This window comes from Bradyrhizobium ottawaense (genome assembly GCF_002278135.3).
GTDB lineage: Bacteria > Pseudomonadota > Alphaproteobacteria > Rhizobiales > Xanthobacteraceae > Bradyrhizobium > Bradyrhizobium ottawaense.
Map to the genome: position 1 here is coordinate 2,621,152 of NZ_CP029425.2, position 24,106 is coordinate 2,645,257.

Here is a 24,106-nt window from a genome sequence, read left to right on the forward strand (position 1 = left end):
CGCTCACCTCGCTAGTCTCCGCCGCGTGCCCGTGCGGCCGAACAGGGTTCGGAACGCACCGACGATGGCGGCGGCGAAATCGGGATCGTTGATGTTCTTGGGCGTGCGGATGAGCTGGCGATGGCCGGTCTGCCGCACGGTGCGCTCCAGCGTGCGGAACAGCGCGGCATCGGCGTCCGGATCCCAGAACGGCTGGCCCCGCGCATCGAGCGCGGAGACGCCGCCCTCGGGCAGGAAGAAGCGCACCGGGCCGTCCATCTGGTTGAGCCGCTCGCCGATCCAGCGGCCGACGCGCTCGTTCTCTTCCACGTTCGTCCGCATCAACGTCACTTGCGGATTGTGGACGTGGAATTTGCGGCCGCGGTAGCGCTCGGGAATGGTGTCGGGCGCGCCGAAATTGACCATGTCGAGTGCGCCGACCGAGCCGACATAGGGGATACGCGTGCGGATGATCGCACCGAAGCGGTCCTCGGTTGCGGGAAACACGCCGCCCATCAGGAGATCGCAGACCTCCGTCGTGGTGAGGTCGATGATGCCGGCGAGCTGGCCGGACTCGACGAGTTTCTCCATGGAACGGCCGCCGACGCCGGTGGCATGGAAGACCAGGCACTCGACATCGTCGCGCAGCTCGGCGGCGATCTTCTGCACCGCCGGCGTCGTCACGCCGAACATGGTGATGCCGACCGAAGGCAGGCCGCCAGCCTCCCGTGCCGTCGCGGCGCGCGCATCCAGCCGCGCCTTGACCATGCCGGCAAGCGCATGGGCGCCGTTGGCCAGCACCGCGCGCGAGATCGAGTTCAAGCCCTGCACGTCGGTGACCGAGTGCATCATGGTGATGTCGGCCGGGCCGACATAGGGCCCGACATCGCCGGATGCGACGGAGGAGATGATCAGCTTCGGGACGCCGACCGGAAGCGCGCGCATCCCGGGGGCAACCAGCGACGCCGCGCCCGACCCGCCCGCCGTGATCACGCCGACGACATTGCCCTGGCGCCGTAGCCAGCTCGCGAACGCATCGGCCATCGCGGTCACGGCCGCGCCGCGGTCGGGGCCGAATACCGCGGCACCGCCGCGGCCGTGGTTGAGGGCGATCTCCTGCGCGGAGACATCGCAGCTGGAATGCTTGCCGCTGGTCGAGACGTCGACCAGCCGCGTACGCAGGCCGGTTTCGGCGATGATGTCGCGGATGAAGCGCAGCTCGAGGCCCTTGGTGTCGAGCGTGCCGACGACCAGGACGACAGGCGGGCCCGCGGTCTGCGCCGCCATCGGCTCGCGCTTGCGCCTTGCCGTCTCGTCGAGCCGCGCGATTTGCGTCGAGAGCGTGCGGGCTGCGGCCTCGATGCGGGCGATCGGCACCGGCTGCGACCACCGCGTCGGCAGTGTCGGATTGGAGACGTAGATGCGGATCGGCCCGTCGCGGCGTGGCGCCGGCGCCGGTTTGGCGTCCGGGCCGGATGGGGGGATGTCGAGATCCGGCTCGAGCTCGGCGTGAAGCCCGACGCCGAGCAGGCGTTGCTGGAGCTCGCGGTCGGCGGCGAGCCGCGCGGAGTCGATGATGCGATTGATGCGGCCGTTGACCATGATGGCGACGTTGCGCGAGACCGCGGTGGCGACGCCGATATTCTGCTCGATCACGAGCACGGACATGTCGCCGTCCTCACCGAGCCGCAGCAGCATCTCCTCGACCTGCGCCACGATGACGGGCGCAAGTCCCTCGGTCGGCTCGTCCATGATCAGCAAATGCGGATTGGTGAGCAGCGCGCGCGAGATCGCCAGCATCTGCTGCTCGCCGCCGGAGAGCTGGCCGCCGCCGTGATCCCTTCGCTCGGCAAGGCGCGGGAAGGTGTCGTAGATGCGCTCGACCGTCCAGGCGCCGGAGCGCATGCCGCCGGCCAGCCGCAAATGCTCGTCGACGCTGAGCGAGCGCCACAGGCGGCGCCCCTGCGGTACGTAGCCGACGCCGAGCCGGGCGATCTGGGCGGGCGGCCGCCTTGTGATGTCCGCGCCGCGGACACGGATCGACCCGCCGCTGACGCCGACCAGCCCCATGATCGCCTTGCACAGCGTGGTCTTGCCCATGCCGTTGCGGCCGACGACGGAGAACACGCCGCTCTCGAGCGTGAGGTCGACGCTTTGCAGCGCGTGCGAGTGCCCGTAATAGACGTCGAGCCCGCGGACCTCGAGCCCGGCGGCGGAGCGACGGGCCTCATTCATGGCCGCCTCCGAGATAAAGCTCCTGCACCTCGGGGTCGGACTGGATCTCCTCCGGCAGGCCCTCCTTGAAGATGCGGCCGTTGTGCATCATCGTGACGCTCTCGACGACGCGCAAGGCGACGTCCATGTCGTGCTCGATGATGATGTAGCCGATATGCGCCGGCAGCGAGGTCAGGATCTCGATCAGCTCGGCCCGTTCGGTCGGCGACAGGCCCGCGGCCGGCTCGTCGAACAGGACGAAGCGCGGGGCGCCGGCGAGCGCGAGCGCGATCTCGAGCTGGCGCTGCTGGCCGTGCGCGAGCTCCGCCACGCGCTGGTCTTTCACGGCGGCCAGATGCACGGCCTGGACGAGGTTGTCGGCCGCATGCATCAGGGCATCGTTCTGTCCCGGCCGCAGCAACGAGAAGCGTCCGCGCGAGACGCCGCGGCAGGCGAGATAGACATTGTCCTGCACGGTGAGGCCGGGAAACAAGGCCGAGATCTGGTAGGTCCGGCGCAGCCCGCGGCGGATGCGTTCATAGGGCGGGAAATGCGTGACGTCCTCGCCGAAGAAGCGGATCGTGCCGGAGGAGGGCGCGAAGTCGCCGGTGATGCAGTTGAACAACGTGGTCTTGCCGGCGCCGTTGGAGCCGAGCACGGCGCGGCGTTCGCCGGGCCGCACGGTGATGGTGACGTCGGTCAGCGCCGCGAGCGCGCCGAACAACCGCGTCACGCCGCGCAGCTCCAGCGCGGCGCCGGCGCCGACGGCCGAGAGGCGTTGGGCGACGCTATCCATGGCCGCGTCCTCCGCCCGGTCGATTTGCGGCAGGACGCCGGCTCTGGCGCCAGCGCTGCCACAGGCCGATGACGCCGTCCGAGGACCAGAACACGATGGCGAGGAAACCGAGACCGATCAGCAGGCGGAAGCGGTTGCCGTCGAGGCCGAGCCTGACAAGGAAGTCGAGCGCGAAGGTGCGCAGCAGCACGAAGATCAGCGCGCCGATGAAGGGACCGATCGGACGCGTGATGCCGCCGACGACGGCGATGATCAGCACGTCGATGCAGGCCCCGACGCTGACCGAGCCCGGCGAGATCTGGCGGTAGTTCCAGACCTGGAGGACGCCGGCGAGGGCGGCCACGAAGGAGGCGAAGGCATAGGCGGCGACGCGGTGCGCATTGACGTTGAAGCCGAGCGCCGCCATGCGCCTGGGATTGTCGCGCACGCCCTGAAGGGCGAGGCCGAACGGGGCGCGCGAAAGATATTCGACGGCGAAATAGCACAGCGCGGCAACCGCGAGCACGATATAGTAGAAGGGAATGTCGGCGCGCCAGTTCACGCCCCAGAAGTGCGGCGTCGCCACGGTGTTGATGCCGGTATGGCCGTTGAAAATCGCCCAGTTCTGGTTGGTGAAATAGTAGAAGGCCGCTCCGATCGCGAGCGTGATCATGATGGTGTAGATGCCTTCGGTGCGCACCGCGAGCGCGCCGCCGAGCGTGCCGAAGGCGGTCGCCAGCGCCAGCGCCATGGGGACCGCGAGCCACCACGGCCAGCCCAGGCTGATATTGGCGTTGCCGCTGACGCCGAACACGGCGACCATGTAGGCGGAGAAGCCCGCGATGGTGAGCTGCATCAGGCTGACCATGCCGCCATAGCCGGCAAGGAACATCAGGCTGAGCGCCATGATGCCGAGAATCAGCGTGGTCGCGAAGATCTCGATCAGGAAGAAGCCGCTCGCGATCAACGGCATGATCAGGAGAATGATCGCGACGATCCAGGCGGCGGGATTGTTGATCTCCGGCCATGTCCGCGCCGGGCGCTGCGCAACATCGGCGGGGCGAACGGTAACGCGGGCATCGTGGGCGAGCGACATGTCAGCGCCTCGCCAACAGGCCTTGCGGCCGGATCGCCAACACCAGCACCATGATCAGGAAGGTCACGACGATGGCATAGGTCGGGATGTAGACCGAGCCGAGCTGTTCGGCGAGGCCGATGATCAGCGCGCCGAGCGCCGCGCCGGGGATCGAGCCCATGCCGCCCACGATCACGACGACGAGGGAGGCGAGCAGGAAGCGGATGTCCTCGCCCGGGGATAATGACTGGAAGGTGCCGCCGACGACGCCGGCGATGCCGGCAAGTCCTGCGCCGAACGCGAACACCGCCACGAAGACGAGCTGGATGCGCACCCCGGTCGCGGCGAGGATATCGCGGTCGTCGACGCCGGCGCGGATGATCATGCCGGCGCGGGTGCGATTGAGCGCGAGCCACATCGCCACGCCGATCACGACGGAGGCGGCGAAGATCACCAGCCGCACCAGGGGATATCGGAGATAGACCGGCTCGCCCGAGGATTTGATCGCCGTGACCAGCGGCAGCTCGATGGGGCCGATCAGCCAGTTCGGCGTCTGGATCTGGTAGAAGTCGCCGCCACAGGCCCACAGCATGAGATCGGCGAACACGATCGAAAGCCCGATCGTCACCATGGTCTGCCTGAGGTCCTGTCCCTCCATCCGGCGGAACACGATCAACTGGAGCAGGACGCCGACCAGGGCGGTGAGGATGAAGGCGACGATGAAGCTGAGCAGCCAGGAGCCGGTCGCCGTGCTGACGGCGTAGCCGACATAGCCGCCGAACAGATAGAGCGAGCCGTGCGCGAGGTTGACGTTGCGCATCAGGCCGAAGATCAGCGTGAAGCCGCTGGCGACGAGGAAGTAGAGTCCGCCGAGCGTGATGCCGTTGAAGACCGCGTTGAGGAAGACGCGCTTGCGGCCGATGGCCTCTTCCAGGCCCGGCGGCCAGACCGCGAAGACCAGCCACAGCCCGACGGCAATGGCAATGATCGAGATCAGCGCCCAGGCCGGATGGCGTTCGACGAAGCGGCTCATGCTCTCGCCTCGTATCGCTTGCGGCGGGGCAATGGCATATCGTAAGCGGATTTTCCGCGGCCCATCCTTCGAGACGCCCGCTTTGGCGGGCTCCTCAGGATGAGGGCAGAGTATGCGGCAGCAATTTCAGCGGGGTCGATGCCGATTAGCCTCATCCTGAGGAGACCGCGCAGCGATCGTCTCGAAGGAGGAGGCGCTTGTTCAGGCGGCTCCAGGAGATCGTGTGCGATTGCGCTCGCGCGTGCGGAGAGAGGTCGCGCCGAGCACGCGGGTTCACCCCAACCCTCTCCCTGCAAGCGGGGCGAGGGGGCATGCAAGCCGTTGCCGGCTGCTGCTGGCCCTGCCATGGACGCACGTCCTCCCTGGACTCGCGACCCTCTTTCGGGATCGCGTTGCCCGCATCCTAGCGGGGCTGCGAGGGCGACGTTTGATCGTGAGTATCTTTTCGTGGCCCGCTCTCAGGCGCGCAAAATCTTGGCTGCGCGTCGATAATCGGTCGGGGCCATTCCCACATTGGCGGCGAAGAAGCGGGTGAAGCCGCTCTGCGAGGAGAAGCCGAGATCGAAGCCGATATCGGCGATCGGAGTCTCGCTTGCCACCAGCGCTTCGAGCGCATGTTCCATGATCAGCGTGTTGAGATAGAGGTTCGGCGTCACGCCGGTCTGGACGCGGAACAGCCGGTAGAAATGCGGTCGCGACAGTCCGGATTCCCGCGCGATCGTATCGAGCTCGATCTCGGCGCCGGGGCTCTCCGACATCATCTTGATGCATTTGCGCACGCGGAAATCGGTGACGGAGCCGTTTGCGCGTGGATCGCGCGCGATCTCGGCCTGCTGCCAGCTTTCGTCGTAGCAGATGTCGATCAGCCGCCGCAGCTCGGAATCGAGGCTGGAGAGCGATGGTGCGCCGCACACGAGCGCGGCCGTCCGCCTGATGTGCTTGTCCAGCGCCGGCGTGCGCCGGAACTGGGTGCGGCCGAAACGCATCCGGTGGGTGCCGGAGGCATCGGGTGCAAACCATTCGGCATTGACATAGAGCACGAAGAAGATCGCGCCGCCGTCGAGATCGGCGGGCAGGAAATTATGCGGCTCCCAGGGATTGACCGCGACGACGGACGTCTCGTTGAGATCGTGGTGTCCCTCGGAGACGTCGATGCATGCCGGCATGCCGCCAACATGGAAGATCAGATGACCTTCACGATGGGCGTGGATATTGAAAGGGCGGTTCAACTGATAAACCGTCGCCCGGCCGAACCGGCCGTGGAAGACGGCGAGCGCACGGCTCATGCCTTCCCCTCCCGAATGTTCTTGTCTTTTCGCTCAGCGTTCAACAACGCCGACGAGATTGCAAGAGCGGAGAGCGACCGCGTCAGCAAGTCGCTCCCCGGGTTGTGCATCGCGGAGGTGATGCGTCAGTATTTCTTACATTCCGGCACGGTGCGGCTCGGCAGCCCGATCTTGGAGAAGACGGCCGGATCGTAGCCGAGCGTCTGGTTCACGTTCGGGATCACCTTCACGACCTTGCTGAACAGCGCGCCCTTGCCGTCATCGACGACTTCGGTGACGAAGTTGGTGCCGATCGCCTGCCGGTTGGAGTCGAGCTTGATCTTGCCGTTCGGCGCATCGATTTCGATTTTGGCGAGGGCTTCCTTGTACTTGGCCTGGTTGTTGGAGAGATCGCCATTGACCTCACGCAGCGCCAGGATCAGGGCCATGGTCGAGCCGTAATAGTTGGTGGCGAGCAGTGACGGGCTCGGGAAGCGCTTGTTCGGCGGGAAGGCGTCCTGATAGGCCTTCACGAATTTCTGCCAGCCCGGATCCTCCCAGGTATCGGCCTGGCCGCTCGCCGCGATGGTGCCGACCAGGGCGTTCTTGGCGTTGCCCTTCGACGACAGGATGGTCTGGTCGATCATGATGGAACCGCCCATCAGATGCGCCTTGCCGCCGGCCTGCTGGTACTGGTTGAGGAAGTTGACGGCATCGGCGCCGCCAAGCCCGAGATAGATCGCGTCGACGTCGTCGGGCAGTGCGGCGATGACCGAGGCGAAATCCTTGGTGCCGAGCGGCACCCATTGCCGGTTGGTGACCTGTCCGCCGGCGCCGCAGAACTCGAGCACGAGGCCGAACACCTGGGTGTAGATGAAGGAATAGTCCTCGCCGACGGTCGCGATCTTGCGATACTTCTTGTCCTCAAAGGCGTATTTGCCGAGGCCGACCTGCCACTGCGCGCCGTCCATGTTGTAGCGGAAGAAGTTCGGGGCAGGATCGACATAAGTGGTTTCCTGCGCGCCGGAGGCTGCGTTGATGAAGGTCAGCTCCGGATGGGTCTTTGCGAAGTTCTTCACCGCGATGCCTTCGTCGCCGGAGAGCGGCGACAGCAGGATCTGCACCTTGTCCTGCTCGATCAGCTTGCGCACGGCGCGCACCGCGCTGTCCGGCGTTGCGTCGGTCGAGGCGACGATGAATTCGAGCTCCTTGTCGCCGACCTTCTTGCCGAGGACGTTGAGTGCCGTCTGGTGGCCGCGCATGCCGTCCTCGCCGAGCACCGTGTAGGTGCCTTCGAGGGTTGCGGTCACGCCCACCTTGATCTTTTCCTGGGCGATCGCTGCGCTTGAAAGAAACAAGCTGCTCAGCGCGAGCAGTCCCACACTGCATTTCGACATTGTGCTCCTCCCTGTGTGTCGTCTTTTGTCGCCGCGTGGCTCTCGAAAGGCCCGCGACTTTGATGGGAAAGCTAACCGAAGTCGGATGCGGTGCATCCGTTAGCGCCTCCTTTGGTTTGACGGGCAGTCTCATTTTTGAATGGTGCGGCGCAAATGGTTCCGCGGTGCAACAGGCTGTCACAGGAACGCTTCGGGCGGGGCTCCGTTAGCGGAGCGAATTGCTGGAGCTGTCCATGATCGAATACCCCAAGCCGCCTTATCCTTCGCAACAGCAGCCGATGCCTGGTTCGACGGGTGCGATGAATCCACGCCCCGATCATGGCGAGGAGAGCTACAGAGGCTCAGGACGTTTGGCCGGAAAGAAGGCGCTCATCACCGGTGGTGACAGCGGCATCGGCCGAGCGGTCGCGATCGCCTATGCCCGTGAGGGCGCGGACATCGTCATCTCCTATCTGAACGAGGACGAGGATGCAGCCGAGGTCAAGGCGCTGGTGGAGCAAGCGGGACGCAAGGCGATCCTGATTCCCGGCGACATCAGCAATCCCGAGCACTGCCGGTCCATCGTGCGTCGCACCGTCGAGGAGCTCGGTGGGATCGATATCCTCGTCAACAATGCCGCCCACCAGGCCACGTTCAAGGACATCGCCGACATCAGCGACGAGGAGTGGCAGCGCACGTTCGAGACCAACATCCACGCCATGTTCTATCTGACCAAGGCCGCCGTGCCTCACATGCGGCCGGGCGCTGCGATCATCAACACGGCGTCGGTGAACTCCGACATGCCGAACCCGACCTTGCTGGCTTACGCCACGACCAAGGGCGCCATCCAGAATTTCACGGGTGGGCTGGCGCAGATGCTGGCCGAGAAAGGCATTCGGGTCAACGCCGTGGCTCCGGGGCCGATCTGGACGCCGCTGATCCCGTCGACGATGTCGGAGGAAAGGGTCAAGAATTTCGGCAAGCAGGTCCCGATGCAGCGCGCCGGCCAGCCGGCCGAGCTCGCGACCGCCTATGTCATGCTGGCCGATCCGCTCTCGAGCTTCACCTCGGGGGCCACCTTGGCCGTCACCGGCGGGAAGCCGTTCATCTGATTGAAGGTGCCTCGTCAGCGTCTTGAGAGCACGAGGATCGTGGCGGCGCCGGAGGCCGGGCTGCCACGTCCTGGCCAGCAGATCGATCAGGCGGCGTTGGACGCCTTGGCGTTGACGCCCTTGCGGAGCGCCACCGTGTTCAGCTTGGTGTTGGCGGCCTTCTCTTCGTTCAAATTGGTCGTGAGGAAGCGCACGATGTCGTCGTGGCCGAGCTCCTGCGCCCAGGCGATCAGCGTGCCGTAGCGGCACATCTCGTAGTGCTCGACGGCCTGCGCGTTGGCCACGATCGCGGCATCGAGCACGGCCTTGTCCTCGATCTCGCCGGCGGTCGCGTCGGCTTCCTCGATGAGGCCGTCGATGGCGGGGCACTGCGTGCCGCTGGGCTCCTTGTCGAGCTTGGCGAACACCTTGTTGAGCCGTTCCACCTGCTTGTTGGTCTCGTCCAGATGAGCCTTCAGGCCGGCGACGAGATCCCTGTTGGTCGCCTTGTCGATCATCTTCGGCAGCGCCTTCAGGATCTGCTGCTCCGCGTAATAGATGTCCTGCAGCCCGTGCAGCAGCAGGTCTTCCATCGATTTGATGTCCTTGGTGAAGAATCCCATAAAAGACGCCTCCTTTTCACAATGATGACACTGGAACGCTGCGCGGCCGCAGCTGTTCCATTCCTGTGTGCAGACCAGGAGGGCCGAATGAGCGACGGAATTGATCATCTTGCGGGCTTGCTCGGCCGCGCGGCGATGGACGTGTGGGGCGACATGCCTCGCGACATCCAGGAAGCACTGTTCGAGACGGCTATGAAGGGGCGCGAGCCCGAGCGCGAGGAGCTCGCGCGGCTGTTGCACGAGCGGCACCCGCGTACGCTTCATCCGGCCCGGCCGGGATGATGCAGCGACTGGAACCAACACACGCGCCGCCGATTGGTAAATTGAGCGACGCGCCGCCGAATGGTCCGCATGAGGCCGCGGGAGGTGCATCGCTCGACGGTTGGAAAATTTGTGAGTCGATCGCCGTGACTGAGATGAACATCGGAAAATGGTACGACCCGATCTCGGAACGGTGGATCGCGCCGCGTGAAGCGCGCACCATCGCCGGCTATGGTCAGTCCGGCGCCGATAAGGTGACGGAGAGCCACGAGAGACGCGAGGCGCAGCGGATCTGGCAGCTGTTGGTGGATTGCTGCGCAGGTGAGTGATGCCGTTCCAAATCGGACGCGCCCCGTGACCGCGCATTGTGTCATCGTGCGATGACGGAGTCATGGCGCGATGACGGACCGCGAAGCACTGGCGATTGGAGATGACGGGATCCTCTCGCGTCGTCGACGCAGCAAGCAGCGAATCCCTTGGCCGCACTATTGCGCGGCAGCTATGGCGGTCATCTCGAGTTTGACACCCGGACCGAGATCGGCCACGCCGATTGCGGCGCGAGCCGGCAGATGAACTTCTGCGAAGTGCGATTTCCAGACCGCGTTGAACTCAGCCTTCTCCTTGAGATCTGTCATGTAGATCGTCACCTGCAAGACGTTGGCTGGGTCGGATCCGAGCGTCTTCAAGAGCTGCGTCAGTTGAGTGAGGACGTCCTTGGCCTGGCCCGACATATCGAGGCTGGTGTCCTCCGGGACGATGCCGCCGATGTAAAGCACGCCATTGTGCTCGACCACTTCGTGGAGCAGACCTTCGTACGGCAAATGGCGTTTGATCATGAGGTGTCCGTTGTCGCTGTGAGAGGAGCGGCATATCGCAAATTTTCGGCGCATTGTCCTGTGAATCGCCGCCGCATGGTCTGGCGACGGTTGCCAGCCCGGGCTTGCGCACGACAGCCCGGCGTTTCTGTCGGCGCTGATCTCGGCGACATCCCGGCTGGGATCGGTATACTGCCGCCACGTACCGGAACAAGGATCAGATGATGGACGATACGATTGGCTTCCCCGATCCCGGGCTCGACCTGTCGGACGGCTTCAAGCCGCACACCTCGCATTGGGGCGTGTTTTCCGCGCGTCAGGGCGCGGCCGGGCTGGAGGTCAGGGCCTATGCGGGCGACCCCGATCCGAACGGCATCATCGACAATTTCCCCGGCGCGCTCCGCCATCAGGCGCGCATTTCCCAGCCGGCGATCCGCCGCGGCTGGCTCGAGCGCGGGCCGGGCCCCGACGATCGCCGCGGCCGCGACGAATTCGTCTCCGTGAGCTGGGAGAAGGCGCTTGACCTCCTCGGCGACGAGCTGTCGCGCATCCGCGATACGCGCGGGCCTGGCGCCGTGTTCGGCGGCTCCTATGGCTGGTCGAGCGCCGGCCGCTTTCATCACGCCCAGAGCCAGGTGCATCGCTTCCTCAACATCGCGATGGGCGGCTATGTGCGCTCGGTCAACACCTATTCCTCCGGCGCGTCCTCGGTGCTGCTGCCGCAGATTCTGGCGGGTTACGAGGACATCACCAAGCGCAATGTCACCTGGGAGCAGATCGCCGAGACCACCGACATCGTGCTGGCCTTCGGCGGCATGGCGCTGAAGAACTCAATGGTGGCCGGCGGCTCCATCAGCAAGCACGTCGAGCGCGGCGCGATGGCAGCGGCGAGCCGGCGCGGCTGCGACTTCATCCTGGTCAGCCCGCTGCGTGACGATCTGCCGGTGGAAGCCGGTGCCGAATGGATGAGCTGCGTGCCCGGCACCGATACCGCGCTGATGCTCGGCATCGTTCACACGCTGGTCAGCGAAGGTCTGCACGATCAGGCCTTCCTCGATCGTTACACCGAGGGTTGGCCGGTCTTCCTGCGCTACCTCACTGGCGAGAGCGACGGGCAGGCCAAGCATGCCGACTGGGCCGCCGCGATCTCAGGCGTCGAGGCGGATATGATCCGCAAGCTCGCGCGCCGGCTCGCCGGAAAGCGCGCGCTGATCACCGTCTCGCATTCGCTGCAGCGCGCCGAGCATGGCGAGCAGCCGGTGTGGATGGGCATGGTGCTGGCGGCGGCGCTCGGCCAGATCGGCCTTCCCGGCGGCGGATACGCCTATTCGCTCGGAGCGATCGGCTATTACGGCCGCCGCGTCAACGACGTGCCGGGGCCGACGCTGGGCCAGGGCCGCAACGGCGTCGCCGATTTCATTCCCGTGGCGCGCATCGCCGACATGCTGCTCAAGCCGGGCAGCACCTATCGCTACAATGGCGAGACGCGGACCTATCCGGACATCCGCATGGTCTACTGGGCCGGCGGTAATCCCTTCCATCACCACCAGGATATCAACCGCCTGCGCAAGGCTTTTGCGAAACTCGATACGTTCGTCGTGCATGAGCTTGCCTGGACCGCCACCGCCCGGCATGCCGACATCGTGCTGCCGTCGACGATGACGCTCGAGCGCGAGGACATCGGCTATTCCACCAACGATCCCTTGATGGTCGCCATGCACCAGATCGCCGAGCCGTTCGGCCTTGCGCGCGACGATTACGATATCTTCGCCGATCTCGCCGACCGTTTGGGGGCCCGCGAACCCTTCACCGAGGGCCGCACCTCGCGGCAATGGCTGGAGCATCTCTACGAGCCGACCCGCGCCTCGCTCGCCAAGCGCGGCCTGGAGGCCCCTCGCTTCGACGAGTTCTGGGCGCGCGGCAGCCTGGTCGTGCCGCAGCAGCCCGATGACGGCGGCCGGCTGCGCCGCTTCCATGAGGATCCCGTCAATCACGCGCTGCCGACGCCGAGCGGGCGCATCGAGATATTTTCGGCCAAGATCGCCGGGCACAACGATGCGGATTGTCCGGGACATCCGGTGTGGCTCGACAAGACCGACATGCCCAAGCCAGGGGCGCCGTGCTTCCTCGTCGCCAACCAGCCGGTGACGCGCCTGCACAGCCAGCTCGATTTCGGCGGGCACTCGCTTGCCGCCAAACATCGCGGCCGCGAGGTCGCGCGGATGAACCCGCGCGATGCGAACGCGCGTGGCATCAAGGACGGCGACATCATCCGCCTGTTCAACGATCGCGGTGCGTGCCTCGCCGCGGTCCACGTCACCGACGGCATCGCGCCCGGCGTGGTGCAGCTTCCGACCGGCGCCTGGTACGATCCGATGGACCCCAAAGACGAGGCGCCGCTCTGCGTTCACGGCAATCCGAACGTGCTCACCCGCGACATCGGGACCTCGTCGTTCGCGCAAGGCTGCACCGGGCAGCTGACGGTGGTCGAGGTGGAGAAGTTCACCGGCAATCTGCCGCCGATCCGCGCATTCGATCCGGTGTAGCCCTCACGTGCGCCCGACGCTGCACTACGCCGCGGCGCTGGCGATCCAGCCGATCTGCGGGGAAGGACGCCGCCGCAGCGGCGCTTCGACCTCGAGCCGCTCGCCCCTGCTGGCGAGACGCCAGCGTGCCGGTGATTCGCCGCTGATGCGCTTGAACACGGTCGAGAAATGCGCCTGTGTGCTGAAGCCCACGGCAAGCGCGATCTCCGCCAATGGCCGCTCGGTGGTTGCAAGCAGCGTCTTCGCCTGCTCGGTCCGGTGATTGAGCAGATATTCGCGCGGACGGTAACCGGTCGCGGCGCGGAATTGTGCCGCGAAATGCATCCGGGACAGGCCGGCGACGTTGGCGAGCTCGGACAGGCTGATGCAGCGGTGGAAATGATCGGCGATATATTGCTCGACACGCCGCAGCCGCCATTTCGGCAAGGCATTGACCCTGACGCGCGGCAGCTCCATCCGGGTGAGATGCATCGCCAGGGTCTGGCCGATGCACTGCGTGAAATGCCGGTCTCTGGCATCATTCTGCTCGATCAGCGCCTTGGCAAGCTCGGCGGCGAGCGGATCGCGGAGCAGCACGAGGTCATTGAGCCCGTCGGCCGCAACGACATGCGCCGGAAGATGATCCGTGGAGATGTGGACGTGCAGGAAGGCGCATGGCGACTGGAACTGCACGCCGAGAGATTTCGACGGAGCGGTGACATAGAGCGTCCCTGCAGGCATGGTGCCGTCGAAAATGATCTGACGGTCCCGTGTCAGCTTCGCGCGCGTGGTCTTCAGGGCGATGCCGATGAAATAGCGATCGTCCGGCGTCGTCGTTTCGTGCGACGAGCTGCTCCGCGAGTCCTCCCATCGCGAGATCGTGATGTCCTCGGTCGCGCCGTCCGGAGTGCGATCGATCTGACGCCATTGGCTCTCCCGGGCGATCACCTGCGTGGGGCGAATAACCTCGTGATCCCGCGAGCCGGCTGGAAAATCGATCCAGGCATGCGCCGCGTGCAAATTGTTCGACATCGTTCGTCCTCTCCTGGCTCTGCCGCTGTTTGCTGGTGACCGGCAAACGCGCAAACCCAATGCTTTCCATGCTCGGAGGATAGGCGTGAGCTGGCCAGGACGCCCGTTAGTGGTGATTAGGATCTGTTAGATTTTGTGCGTGTGCATCGGGTGCGACAGCCCGCCGCAGACGTTTGATTAAGTCCAATTTGTCGGAGATTTACCCGGCTGCCCTGTTTGAGGGGACCTCACGGAGCATCGCGTGGCGATCGACGTGCCGGTGTGAGATCCACACAGGGCCTTCGCTGGACCTCGCGTCGGTGCCGGGTATAGTCCCTGCGCGTTTCGAGGAAGCCGCCGTCAAGATGAGCAAGATGTGACCGACCTCTCGGCAGGACATGGCCCCCGCAGCGGCGGCGCCGGAACGATCCTCGATCTCGATGCCGTCACGTTCGGGCCGTTCTCGCTGCGGTCGCGGCTGCTGGAGAAGGACGGTGTGCCGGTCAAGCTCGGCAGCCGCGCGACGGATATTCTGCGCCTGCTCGTCAGCCGTGCCGGCGAGGTGGTGCCAAAGAACGAGATTCTCAGCTACGCGTGGTCCGGCCTCTCGGTCGAGGAGATCTCCTTGCGGGTTCATGTCGCGGAGCTGCGCAAGGCGCTCGGCGACGGCAAGGACGGTGTCCGCTACATCACCAACATCCCGAGCCGGGGTTATTGCTTCGTCGCGCCGGTGCAGCGTGGCACGCGCGCCGAGCCGCCCGCACTCACGTCGCGGCCGGCCGGAAAGGTGACGCTGTCACCGTCTCTGCCGCATCGCCTGGACCGGATGGTCGGACGGGACGAAATCGTGGCCGAATTGGCGCCGCGCTTGCTCCGCGATCGTTTCATCACGCTGCGCGGGCCAGGCGGCATCGGCAAGACCACCATTGCGGTCGCGCTCGCGCATGACCTGTGCGACAGGTTCGAGGGCAAGGTTCATTTCCTCGAATTCGGTCCGCTCAAGGATGCCGCATTGGTAGCGAGCACGGTTGCCGCCGCGCTTGGCCTCGTCGTGCATCACAACGATCCGAGTGGCAGCATCGTCAATTTCCTGCGCGGGCGGCGGCTGCTTCTCGTTCTCGATAGCTGCGAGCACGTCATCGACGCAGTCGCACGTCTCGCGGAAGACATCCACCGCGAGGCGCCCGGCGTCGCCATCCTCGCCACCAGCCGCGAGCAGCTGTCGGTGGCTGGCGAGCAGATTTTCGAGCTCGCTCCGCTGCCGGGCCCGCCGCAGGGCGCGCGCCTCAGCGCCGGCGAGGTGCTGGGTTATCCCGCGGCGCGTCTGTTCGTCGACCGCGCCAGTGCGGCGGGGCATCGCGACGACCTCACGGACGAGGATGCGGAAATCCTGGTGCAGATCTGCCGCAAGCTCGATGGCATCGCGCTCGCGATCGAACTTGCCGCCGCGCGCGTCGGTCTCTACGGGCTGCGCGAGATGGCGGCGCTGCTCGACAGCCGTCTGCAGCTCGAATGGCGCGGGCGGCGAACGGCGCCGCCGCGGCAGCAGACGCTCGGTGCCACGCTCGACTGGAGTTTCGGCCTGATCGGCGAGAACGAGCGCATCGTGTTTCTGCGGCTCGCCGTCTTCGCAGGTCACTTCACCCTGAAGGGCGCCATAGCGGTGGCGGCCGAGGAGGCAACGCCGGAGGATCGCGTCATCGAGGCGCTGGAGCAGCTCGTGGCCAAGTCGCTGGTGTCCTCGCAGCCGGACGGCGCATCGCGGCGCTATCGCCTGCTGGATGCCACGCGTGCCTATGCCATGCAGAAGCTGGCGGATGGCGGTGAGGCCAACACTATCGCGCGCCGTCACGCCTGTTACGTTCAACGCACGCTCGAAGCCGGCCTGAGGGCGCAGGGCGGCAGCGGCCAGGTGTCCCGCTCGCAGGAGCGCGCGGGTCTGCTCGCCGATTCCCGCGCGGCGCTGGCCTGGAGCTACGCCCATGATGACGGCGCCGATTTGCGCGTGCCGCTTGCCGGCAGTTGCACGGGGCTGTTCGTCGAGCTCAATTTGCTGAACGAGGCGCGCATCTGGTCCGATCGCGCACTCGCGATGCTCGACGACGCCGATCGTGGCGGCCGATGGGAGCTCGAGCTCCAGTCGACGCTCGGCCACGCCTTCATGTTCACCGAGCGCAACAGCGAGCAGGCGGAAGCGGCGCTCAGGCGCGGGCTGGAGATCGCGCAGGCGCTCGGCGACCATGCCAACACGTTCAGGCTGCTGTCGCGACTGAACATGTTCTACCGCCGGACCGGCGGCTACCGGCATCTGGTGCCGACAGCGCGTCACGCCGAGCGGATCGCGCGCCTGATCGGCGATACCGCGGGCATTGCGGGCAGCAAGGCGCTTCTCGGCGTGTCCTATCACCTCGCCGGCGACCAGGCCGAGGCGCAAGCTCATCTCGACGAGGGCATGCGCGACGACGCCGCGCTGCGGGGCACCCAACCGGGACATTTCGCCTATTCGCGTACGCCGCAAATTCCGCTCGCGCGCGTGTTGTGGCTGCGCGGCTATCCCGATCGCGCGCTCGAATGCGTCCTCCCGCTCGTCGGCGCATCAGCGCCGCGCGACGTGGTCATGCATTGTATCGCGCTGTGCTGGTCCGCCTCGGTGTTCGGTTGGGTCGGCGACTGGTCCGCCGTCGAGACCATGAGCGCTCGGCTGGCCACGCATGCGGGCATGCACGGGCTCGTCCCCTACGAAGCCGTTGCGACCGGCTTTCGGGCGCAGACCATGATTGCCCACGGCGAGGCCATTGGCGGCATCGACCTGTTGCGGAGCGCGCTTCCGCGTCTGCACGCGGATCGCTACGAGCTCTATATGTCGGCGTTCGCCGCGGATCTGTCTTCCGGACTGGTCTCGTTGGGGCGCTTGGCGGAAGGCGCTCAGGTCCTTCACGAAACCATCGACCGCGTCGAGCAGGAAGGCGGCGCCTTCGACATGCCGGAGCTGCTCCGTCTGCGCGGAGAGCTCGAGGCGCAGAGCGGAAAGCTCGACGCGGCCGAGGCTAGCCTTGTTGCGTCGGCAGAGCTCGCCGAGCAACAGGGCGCGCTGTCCTGGCGGCTGCGCACCGAGATGTCGCTGGCGCGGCTACGCGAGCGGCAGGGTGTACGAGATCCGCGCGAACAGCTCGCCAAGACGTACACGCGGTTCTCCGAAGGGTTCGAGACCGCCGATCTCAAGGCCGCACGGCTCATGCTGAATCCGCCTTCCCCCTGATCAAGCCGAACAGCGGCGGCGCCTCCGTAGCGATCCGCCCCGCGGGTTGCTGTCAGCCCTTGTGCCCGTCCAGTCGCGCAAGGAAGCCGCGAACGAGCGCAGCGATTTCGTCGGTGGCTTCATCCAGCGCGAAATGGCCCGCTTCCAGGATGTGAACCTGCGCATCCGGAACGTCGTCGCGATAGGCCGACGCGCCGGCGACCGCGAAGGACGGATCGTATTTGCCCCAGACCACCAGCGTTGGCGGCCGGGTCTTGCGCAACCATTCCTGCCATTCCGGATAGGAGGCGACGTTGGTCCGGTAATCCAGGAACAGCGTGGTCTGGATCTCGGCCTGTCCCGGACGGGTCAGGAAGGCGTATTCGTCGGTCCAGCTATCGGGGTCGTAGCGTTCGGGGTGCGGGCTGGAGCCGAGATGCCGCTGGCGCGTTGCCGCCAGCGAGGTGAAATTGGCCTTGAGCGCCTCGAGCTCGTGGGCCGGATCGGCCCAATATCTGCGACGCGCCTCCCAGAGCGGGCTCAAGCCCTGCTCGTGCGACACGGCATTCTGGATGATGATCCCGCGGACACGTTCGGGATGCGCCAGCGCCATGCGGAAGCCGACCGGGCCGCCATAGTCCTGCATGAACAGGACGTAGTTGCCAAGACCGAGCTTCACCGTAAGCTCGTTCATCACGCCGGCGATGTTGTCGAACGTATAGGTGAAATCGGACGGCGGCGGCGCGCTGCTGTTGCCGAAGCCGGGATAGTCCGGTGCGATCACGTGATATTTGTCGGCGAGCAGCGGCAGCAGGGGCTCCCACATCCGCGACGAGGACGGAAAGCCGTGCAGCAGCAGCACGGTCGGGGCGTCGGCTGGCCCAGCTTCGCGGTAGAATATCTTGAGGTCACGAACATCGACGCTGTGATAGCTGATCGAGCGCCGGCTCGAGCGCAATTCCTGCGCTGAGGCTTGCACGACGGCGCAGGCCATTGCGGCCGAGAGGGCGAGTGTGGCTGGAATGCTCATGTCATTGCTCTTGCACGTGGCGCGAGGGTTTGCGGAAAGTGCTGCGACGCATTCCACGCTTGTGGATGCGTCGCCCGGGTTTCGTTCGAGCACGTCGTGCGTTGCTCGCGAACCCAATCTGCGCTCGAGGCGGGCCGTTGGCTCGTTATGTAATGTTAGACGTTGAGAGCGGCGATATCAGGTGTCGCCGCTATTCGAAGACGGCGTCGAAGATCTCGACGTCCATCAGCACCGGCTTGGCAATCACGGTTCCATCGGGCCGCAATGTCTGCGCGCGCCGAAGTGTCGGCACCAGGATGCCGCCGAAGTTGTCATGAGCCCAGGAAGAATGTGCGACCTTCATCCCGAAGAGATCGTGATCTGTCCGCCGCTGCAGGGCGCTCTCGTCGAAATAGAATATCTGCTCGGGCGCGAGCGTCATCAGGTGAGCCGGGAATCGTGCCCGCAGCCGCCGCCAGGTTTCGGCATTCTCCTGCCAGGGCGACAGCTCCTCGATCACGACATCGGGGTGGGCAAGCAGGAATGGAATCGTCAGATAACTCCAGATCGCGACGCCGCAGAAGAAGACGAGATGCAGTTCATCGGCAAGCGCAGGTGGATCGACCTCGGAGAATGCAAGGCTCGGGTCACGCCAGGACCGCAGGACCTCACCATCCAGGCTCTCGATCGTGATCGCATCCGGTTGAAAGGAGCCGGAGTGCTCACCCCCGGTGATGCCGGTGAAGCGCACCGATTGCGTCCGGGTCGAGCCTTCAGCGGTCACATCCTTGAATTCCCGGGCATGGCCGGCACTGGAGAACAGCGTCCCGCCAACGGAAAGGTGGAGCGTGAACCGGCTCAAGCTGTTCCAGCGGGCCATTCCGCCGCTGGCATCGATTACATCGTCAAGAAGCGCCATGTCCCGCCACATCCACCGTGCAGTGTCTCCACCATGGCGGGGCGCATGCGGCTTGGCGTGTTAGAAGTTGTTAGGAGTTGCGAGCGGGCAGCATGGCAGTATCTCGTTGAAGATACTCTCAATTCAGGGTGCCCAGCAGCTCCCTGGCAGCGATCAGATCGCGGGTCTGGAGGCCCTCCTGGTAGCGCGCAACGAGGGGGTTGAGCAAAGCGCGGACGTCAGCGGCCTTGCCGGCCTGCTCCCAGATGCGGGCGAGGCTGATCGCCCCGCGAAGCTCCCAGCCGACCGCGGATTGACGCCGGGACAGATCGAGCGATCTGCGCAAGGTACTCTCGGCCTCCACAGCGTTGCCCGACCCGGCGAGGATGTCACCCTTGATCCTGAGCATCTCTGGCATGTCGAAGGATTCGCCATGATCGGGAATCTGGGCGATCGCCTCGTTGATCGTCTGCAAGGCCTCGTCGGGCTGGTTCTGGGAGGCGAGACCCTCCGCGAGCGCCGTCGCGAACACCGTTGTCATGATGCGGTGCCGTGTGGCGTACAACGTAGCCTGACTGCGGCGGAGGTGCTCGATACCCCCCGCGACGTCGCCCCGGCGCAGCAGCAGCTCGCCCTTCTGGCCGATGCCGACCGCGTGATAGGGGCCGAGGAAGTGCCGCGCGGAATGGTCGATCAGCCGCTCGATCAGGATTTCGGCACTGGCCCAGTCGCCGACCCAGAGGAACACATAGATCGTCCAGATCAGGGAGATGCCGAGGGTGAGCGGCTGCTCGAGCAACTCGGCCTCGCGAACGGTGTATCTGGCCACCTCGACCGCTCGCTCGGGCCGGCCCGTGAGCCAGAGCCCGCGCGCCAGCGCAACCAGCGCGACGATGCGGTCGTCATAGCCGAGATGCCCGATATTCAGCCGTTGCGAGCCGGGATTGTGCACCATCGCGCTTTCGCAGAACCGAACCGCCTTGTCCTGGTTGCCGATCAGATGATGCGCGACGCCGAGCATCCAATCCACGTTCAGCGTGGCGGCGGAATCATTCAGTTTGCGCGCAACGTCCTCGCCCTGTTCGCCGGTCCCGAGCGCACCGTGGAAATCTCCGACCCTGGTCAGGTAGATGTGCAATCCGCGCAGCAGCCAGAGCTGCCAGTGCAGGTCATTGAGCTGCCGGGCGAGCTCGAGACTGCGCGTGAAGGCCGACCGGACCGCTTCCGTATTGCCTCGCGTGAACATCACGGAGACGCCGAGCGCGGCCTGCAAGGTCATTTCCTGACGGCTGTCCACCGCGCTGGTGTCGAGGGACGCCAGCGCCTGCTGGGTCCATCGGTAGCATTCCGTCAGCAATGTCAGTTCGAGGAAGAACTGCGCCGCCGAGGCCGCCAGATCCACGCCGATCGTCCGGTCGCCGCCGTCCGAAAAGCTGAAGGTCAGCGCGGCCCGGACATTGGGCACATGGTCGGCATAGGGAAGGAAGCCGCCCGCGCTCTGCATGCCCGTGGATTTCAGCGCAATGTCGCGCAGGAAATCGCGGAAATATTCGGCGTGGGCGCGCGCGACGCGGTCCGCTTCGCCATTCTCGACGAGCTTGTCCGCCATGAAGGCCCGGGTGGTGTCGAGCAGGCGATAGCGCAACCGCCGCTCCGCCGGCGAGGTCGCGATCAGGGATTTAGAGAGCAGGTTCGAAATGGCTTCCACACCTTCGCCCTCGCTGATGCCCTGGCAGGATGCGACCGCAAGCGCGGCTTCCAGCGTGAACGGCCCGACGAATACCGACAAGCCGCGCAGGGTCGCGCTCTCGGCCGGCGGCAGCAAATCGTAGCTCCAGGCAAGCGCTGCGCTCAGGGTCTGGTGCCGCGGAATCGCGGTGCGCCGTCCCCGCCACAGCAGCGAGAAGCGGCTGTCCAGCAGCGATGCGGTCCCGGCAATGCCATAGGCGTTGACGCGTCCGGCCGCGAGCTCGATTGCCAGGGCAATGCCGTCCAGCCGCCGGCAGATCTCGGCAACGAGCGGCGCATCCTCCTCGGTGAGCTCGAATTCGCTCAGGCTCTCGGCAATGCGTTCCACGAAGAGCTGGCTTGCGGGATAGGCAAGGATGTCGGCGATGCCGAGGCCTTCGCGCTGCGGCGGGCAATCCAGCGGAAACAGCCGGTGGACGCGCTCACCTTCGGTGCGAAAGGATTCGCGGCTGGTGGCCAGAATATGCAGCTTCGGCGCCTCGCGGACCATGCGCTCGGCCAGAGGGGCGAGCTCATCGAGGATATGCTCGCAACTGTCGAACACCAGCAGCATGCGCCGGCTGCGCAGGACCGTCAGCAGGCTCGGCACGGGATCGTCGGCGTTGACGGTCAGGCCCAGTGCGGCCGCAATCGTGCCGGGAACCAGCCGGACATCCGTCAACGCGCCGAAATCGACGAAGCACACCTGGTCATCGAAGCCGGCAAGCTCGCGATGCGCGACGGCAAGTGCCACCGACGTCTTGCCGATCCCGCCCGGGCCGACGATTGTGACGAAGCGATGCTGGGCAAGCTCGGCCGAGATCTTCTCGACCGCATCGTCCCGCCCGATCATCTTCGCGAGCGGCGCGGGCAGCGAGCGGAGCGAAGCGTCGGGCGGGCTGGTCCGGCTCTCCGAAGGCGCAGCCCGGAGCAGCGGGGCCGCGAAGCAATAGCCGCGTCCGGGGACGTTGATCACGTAGCGGGAGCCTTCGCCGGCATCGTTCAAGGCCTTGTCGTTCAAGGCCTTGCGCAACGTCGTGATGTGGAAACGCAGGCTGCCTTCGTCGACATTCACGTCGGCCCAGATGCGCTTGATCAGCTCCCGCTTGTCAACGACCTCACCCGCACGCTCGGCGAGAAAAATGAGGATGTCGAGCGCACGGCCGCCGAGGTGAAGCGGGACGCCGTCCTTCTCGAGCAGCCGCGACTTCGCGAACAAGCGGAATGGTCCGAAGGCAATGACCGAATCTTGCTCGTTAGTGTCCGGCACGGGCCAATAATTCCAGTGAAAATGCTGAAGTGCAGTCTTGGTCTAACAGAACGAGACGTCCAGTAAACTGGCTGAAAGTGGCGAAATCGCGTGGCGATCATCGCAATCGGCCGATGCGCGAGGAGCGTCGCAAATCTAACTTAAACGCGAATGGTCTAGCGAGCGATCGGGACAATCCGGCAATGCGCTGGACCGCGATGGCGGATCTGGATCTCGGTCGTCGCGACGGTGATCATAACAGAATCTTGCAACGTCTAACGAGCAACGGGCGCAAACAGCATCCAGTATGGCCTTCGAGTTAGACGCAATTTTCAACGGGAGGCTATGATGTCCGCGATCGGCGCTCGGCCGAACGACCACGTCGTTCGATCTCAATTTGTACCTGGTCTCGATGATCAGTCGCGTGATTGGGAGCTCGTGCTGCGGGAATCCCACCATCGCATGAAGAACACGCTGACGCTGCTGGGTGCGTCAGTCCGTCGCGATTTCACGCGCGCGGGCAGGGGCGATATGTCGCTGGCGGTGGACCGGCTCGAGCGGCGCATCGTCGCCTTCGGCAGGCTCTATCAACTCTTGTCTGATCATGACGATCTGCCGGTCGTCTCCACAGCGGCCTTCTTCGAAAGCCTGTGCGAGGCGATCTCCGAGGCTGTGCTGGAACCGGCAGGTATCCGCTGCGAGGCTGCGATCGAAAGCGGCTCATTGCCGGCGGCGCAGCGTCATCGGCTCGCGCTGATGCTGACGGAGCTGGTCACGAATGCGGCAAAGCATGCTTTCCCGAGCAAGAATGGTGCGTTGATCCGCATCGGCCTGGCCCGGCGCGGCGGCGCCTGGCTCTGCACGGTGGCCGACAACGGCATCGGCGCGACCGGTCCGCTCCAGGGCACCGGTAGCCGGATTCTCGAAGGGCTCGCACGCAGCATCCATGCGCGGCTGCAGGGCGAGGCGGGGGAGGGCGGCACCCGGGTCACGATCGTGATGCCGATTGCTGCGGCGTGACCGCGGGGGAAGCTTCCCCCTGCCTCACAACGGCTAGCGGACCCTAACACTCCATAACGGGCAAAGGTCTGTCGTTTGCGCGACAGTCCTGACGTTCAGAGCGGGTGTCGATTCCGGGCCCGCGGCTTGAAACAAGGAGTTGGACATGGCTGTGATCGAGATCAATCGCGAAGCTGAAACCAAGCCCTCGACATCTCGCGGCGTCGATATGAAGCTCGAGGTCCTCGTGATCCCGGTGTCCGATGTCGACCGCGCCAAGGCGTTCTATGCGCGACTCGGCTGGCGACTGGATGCCGATTTCACGTCAGGCGACGACTGGCGCGTGATCCAGTTCACGCCGCCGGGCTCGGCCTGTTCGGTGATCTTCGGCAGGAACGTCACGGCGGCAGCGCCCGGCTCGGCGCGCGGCCTGTATCTGGTCGTCTCCGATCTCGAGGCGGCACGACAGGATCTGCTCGACCGCGGCGTCGAAGTCAGCGCGCCGTTCCACGGTGCCGGCGACGTTCATGCCGGGCCTGACGAGCCCTATCTGTTCGGCAGCGTTCGAGTCAGTGGTGCTGACCCGAAGCGCGGCAGCTATGCTTCATTCGCCGCGTTCAGCGATCCCGACGGCAATGGCTGGCTGTTCCAGGAAGTCACGACACGATTGCCCGGACGCATCGCAGGCGACGGTACGGCATTCGCCTCAGCGACCGATCTGGCCGCAGCGCTGCGTCGCGCGGCGCTGGCGCATGGCGAGCATGAGGCGCGGACCGGCGGGCACGACGAGAACTGGGCGGAATGGTACGCCGACTACATCGTCCGCGAGCAGGCCGGCCAGCCGTTGCCGACTTGAGCTGCCGCGAAAGGCATCTCCGACTTTAGCCGACACGGCGCGCGATGACATGGTCATCGCGCGCCGTGTCGCATCGCGCGCATGTC

Annotated in this window: 19 protein-coding genes; 7 read left to right on the forward strand and 12 right to left on the reverse strand. The window is 65.6% G+C overall.

The features are described from left to right. Positions 1 to 3: 3 nt before the first annotated feature. The 6 genes from CIT37_RS12405 to CIT37_RS12430 all read right to left on the reverse strand — a co-directional run bounded on the left by CIT37_RS12405 (position 4) and on the right by CIT37_RS12430 (position 7,738). A complete protein-coding gene (locus CIT37_RS12405) occupies positions 4 to 2,214 on the reverse strand; it encodes an ABC transporter permease (protein WP_095426998.1) in 2,211 nt (736 codons plus the stop codon). After that, on the reverse strand, positions 2,207 to 2,989 hold the full coding sequence (locus CIT37_RS12410; RefSeq protein WP_028143762.1) for an ABC transporter ATP-binding protein: 783 nt from the start codon (positions 2,987 to 2,989) through the stop codon (positions 2,207 to 2,209). The genes CIT37_RS12405 and CIT37_RS12410 overlap by 8 nt, the downstream gene beginning before the upstream one ends. Then, positions 2,982 to 4,064: a branched-chain amino acid ABC transporter permease gene (locus tag CIT37_RS12415; protein WP_038973241.1), complete on the reverse strand. Its 1,083-nt coding sequence runs from the start codon at positions 4,062 to 4,064 to the stop codon at positions 2,982 to 2,984. Before CIT37_RS12415 ends, CIT37_RS12410 begins: the two co-directional genes overlap by 8 nt. Before the next feature lies 1 nt (position 4,065). Then, on the reverse strand, positions 4,066 to 5,076 hold the full coding sequence (locus CIT37_RS12420) for a branched-chain amino acid ABC transporter permease (RefSeq protein ID WP_095426999.1): 1,011 nt from the start codon (positions 5,074 to 5,076) through the stop codon (positions 4,066 to 4,068). A 458-nt stretch (positions 5,077 to 5,534) separates the two neighbouring features. Continuing rightward, positions 5,535 to 6,362 (reverse strand): helix-turn-helix transcriptional regulator, encoded by an 828-nt coding sequence (locus tag CIT37_RS12425; protein ID WP_028143759.1) that lies wholly within the window; start codon positions 6,360 to 6,362, stop codon positions 5,535 to 5,537. Between the two features lie 125 nt (positions 6,363 to 6,487). Beyond that, complete coding sequence (locus CIT37_RS12430; RefSeq protein WP_028143758.1) at positions 6,488 to 7,738, reverse strand: ABC transporter substrate-binding protein; 1,251 nt, start codon at positions 7,736 to 7,738, stop codon at positions 6,488 to 6,490. A gap of 233 nt (positions 7,739 to 7,971) precedes the next feature. On the opposite strand from CIT37_RS12430, the gene CIT37_RS12435 reads away from it, so the two are divergent. Further along, positions 7,972 to 8,829 (forward strand): SDR family oxidoreductase, encoded by an 858-nt coding sequence (locus CIT37_RS12435; RefSeq protein WP_028143757.1) that lies wholly within the window; start codon positions 7,972 to 7,974, stop codon positions 8,827 to 8,829. 86 nt (positions 8,830 to 8,915) lie between these two features. Here the strand turns inward: CIT37_RS12435 and CIT37_RS12440 are convergent, their stop codons facing one another. Further along, a complete protein-coding gene (locus CIT37_RS12440; RefSeq protein WP_038973240.1) occupies positions 8,916 to 9,431 on the reverse strand; it encodes a YciE/YciF ferroxidase family protein in 516 nt (171 codons plus the stop codon). A gap of 87 nt (positions 9,432 to 9,518) precedes the next feature. On the opposite strand from CIT37_RS12440, the gene CIT37_RS12445 reads away from it, so the two are divergent. Together CIT37_RS12445 and CIT37_RS12450 are read left to right on the forward strand one after the other, a co-directional pair. Then, complete coding sequence (locus tag CIT37_RS12445; protein ID WP_038973239.1) at positions 9,519 to 9,713, forward strand: hypothetical protein; 195 nt, start codon at positions 9,519 to 9,521, stop codon at positions 9,711 to 9,713. Continuing rightward, positions 9,710 to 10,021: a hypothetical protein gene (locus CIT37_RS12450; RefSeq protein WP_131233148.1), complete on the forward strand. Its 312-nt coding sequence runs from the start codon at positions 9,710 to 9,712 to the stop codon at positions 10,019 to 10,021. Before CIT37_RS12445 ends, CIT37_RS12450 begins: the two co-directional genes overlap by 4 nt. A gap of 156 nt (positions 10,022 to 10,177) precedes the next feature. On the opposite strand, the gene CIT37_RS12455 is transcribed toward CIT37_RS12450, so the two are convergent. Continuing rightward, positions 10,178 to 10,528, reverse strand: a complete 351-nt coding sequence (locus CIT37_RS12455; RefSeq protein ID WP_095427000.1) for a RidA family protein — start codon at positions 10,526 to 10,528, stop codon at positions 10,178 to 10,180. Positions 10,529 to 10,731: 203 nt separating this feature from the next. Between CIT37_RS12455 and CIT37_RS12460 the strand changes: the two genes are divergently transcribed. Further along, on the forward strand, positions 10,732 to 13,053 hold the full coding sequence (locus CIT37_RS12460; RefSeq protein WP_095427038.1) for a molybdopterin guanine dinucleotide-containing S/N-oxide reductase: 2,322 nt from the start codon (positions 10,732 to 10,734) through the stop codon (positions 13,051 to 13,053). Positions 13,054 to 13,077: 24 nt separating this feature from the next. Here CIT37_RS12460 and CIT37_RS12465 read toward each other — a convergent pair whose 3' ends face one another. Beyond that, the gene (locus CIT37_RS12465; protein WP_161966380.1) at positions 13,078 to 14,064 is read right to left on the reverse strand and encodes a helix-turn-helix domain-containing protein; all 987 of its coding nucleotides are present in this window, start codon (positions 14,062 to 14,064) and stop codon (positions 13,078 to 13,080) included. Positions 14,065 to 14,419: 355 nt separating this feature from the next. Between CIT37_RS12465 and CIT37_RS12470 the strand changes: the two genes are divergently transcribed. Continuing rightward, positions 14,420 to 17,302 (forward strand): ATP-binding protein, encoded by a 2,883-nt coding sequence (locus CIT37_RS12470; protein WP_095427003.1) that lies wholly within the window; start codon positions 14,420 to 14,422, stop codon positions 17,300 to 17,302. Positions 17,303 to 17,354: 52 nt separating this feature from the next. Here the strand turns inward: CIT37_RS12470 and CIT37_RS12475 are convergent, their stop codons facing one another. The 3 genes from CIT37_RS12475 to CIT37_RS12485 form a co-directional block, all read right to left on the reverse strand. After that, positions 17,355 to 18,311: an alpha/beta fold hydrolase gene (locus CIT37_RS12475; protein WP_038949644.1), complete on the reverse strand. Its 957-nt coding sequence runs from the start codon at positions 18,309 to 18,311 to the stop codon at positions 17,355 to 17,357. A 190-nt stretch (positions 18,312 to 18,501) separates the two neighbouring features. After that, positions 18,502 to 19,209, reverse strand: coding sequence for a hypothetical protein (locus CIT37_RS12480; protein WP_038949643.1), 708 nt, complete (start codon positions 19,207 to 19,209; stop codon positions 18,502 to 18,504). A gap of 118 nt (positions 19,210 to 19,327) precedes the next feature. Further along, on the reverse strand, positions 19,328 to 22,186 hold the full coding sequence (locus CIT37_RS12485; protein ID WP_028143740.1) for an ATP-binding protein: 2,859 nt from the start codon (positions 22,184 to 22,186) through the stop codon (positions 19,328 to 19,330). Positions 22,187 to 22,513: 327 nt separating this feature from the next. Between CIT37_RS12485 and CIT37_RS12490 the strand changes: the two genes are divergently transcribed. Both CIT37_RS12490 and CIT37_RS12495 read left to right on the forward strand, forming a co-directional pair. Further along, positions 22,514 to 23,185, forward strand: a complete 672-nt coding sequence (locus CIT37_RS12490; RefSeq protein ID WP_028143739.1) for a sensor histidine kinase — start codon at positions 22,514 to 22,516, stop codon at positions 23,183 to 23,185. A gap of 145 nt (positions 23,186 to 23,330) precedes the next feature. Continuing rightward, the gene (locus tag CIT37_RS12495; protein WP_028143738.1) at positions 23,331 to 24,020 is read left to right on the forward strand and encodes a VOC family protein; all 690 of its coding nucleotides are present in this window, start codon (positions 23,331 to 23,333) and stop codon (positions 24,018 to 24,020) included. Positions 24,021 to 24,106 lie beyond the last annotated feature (86 nt).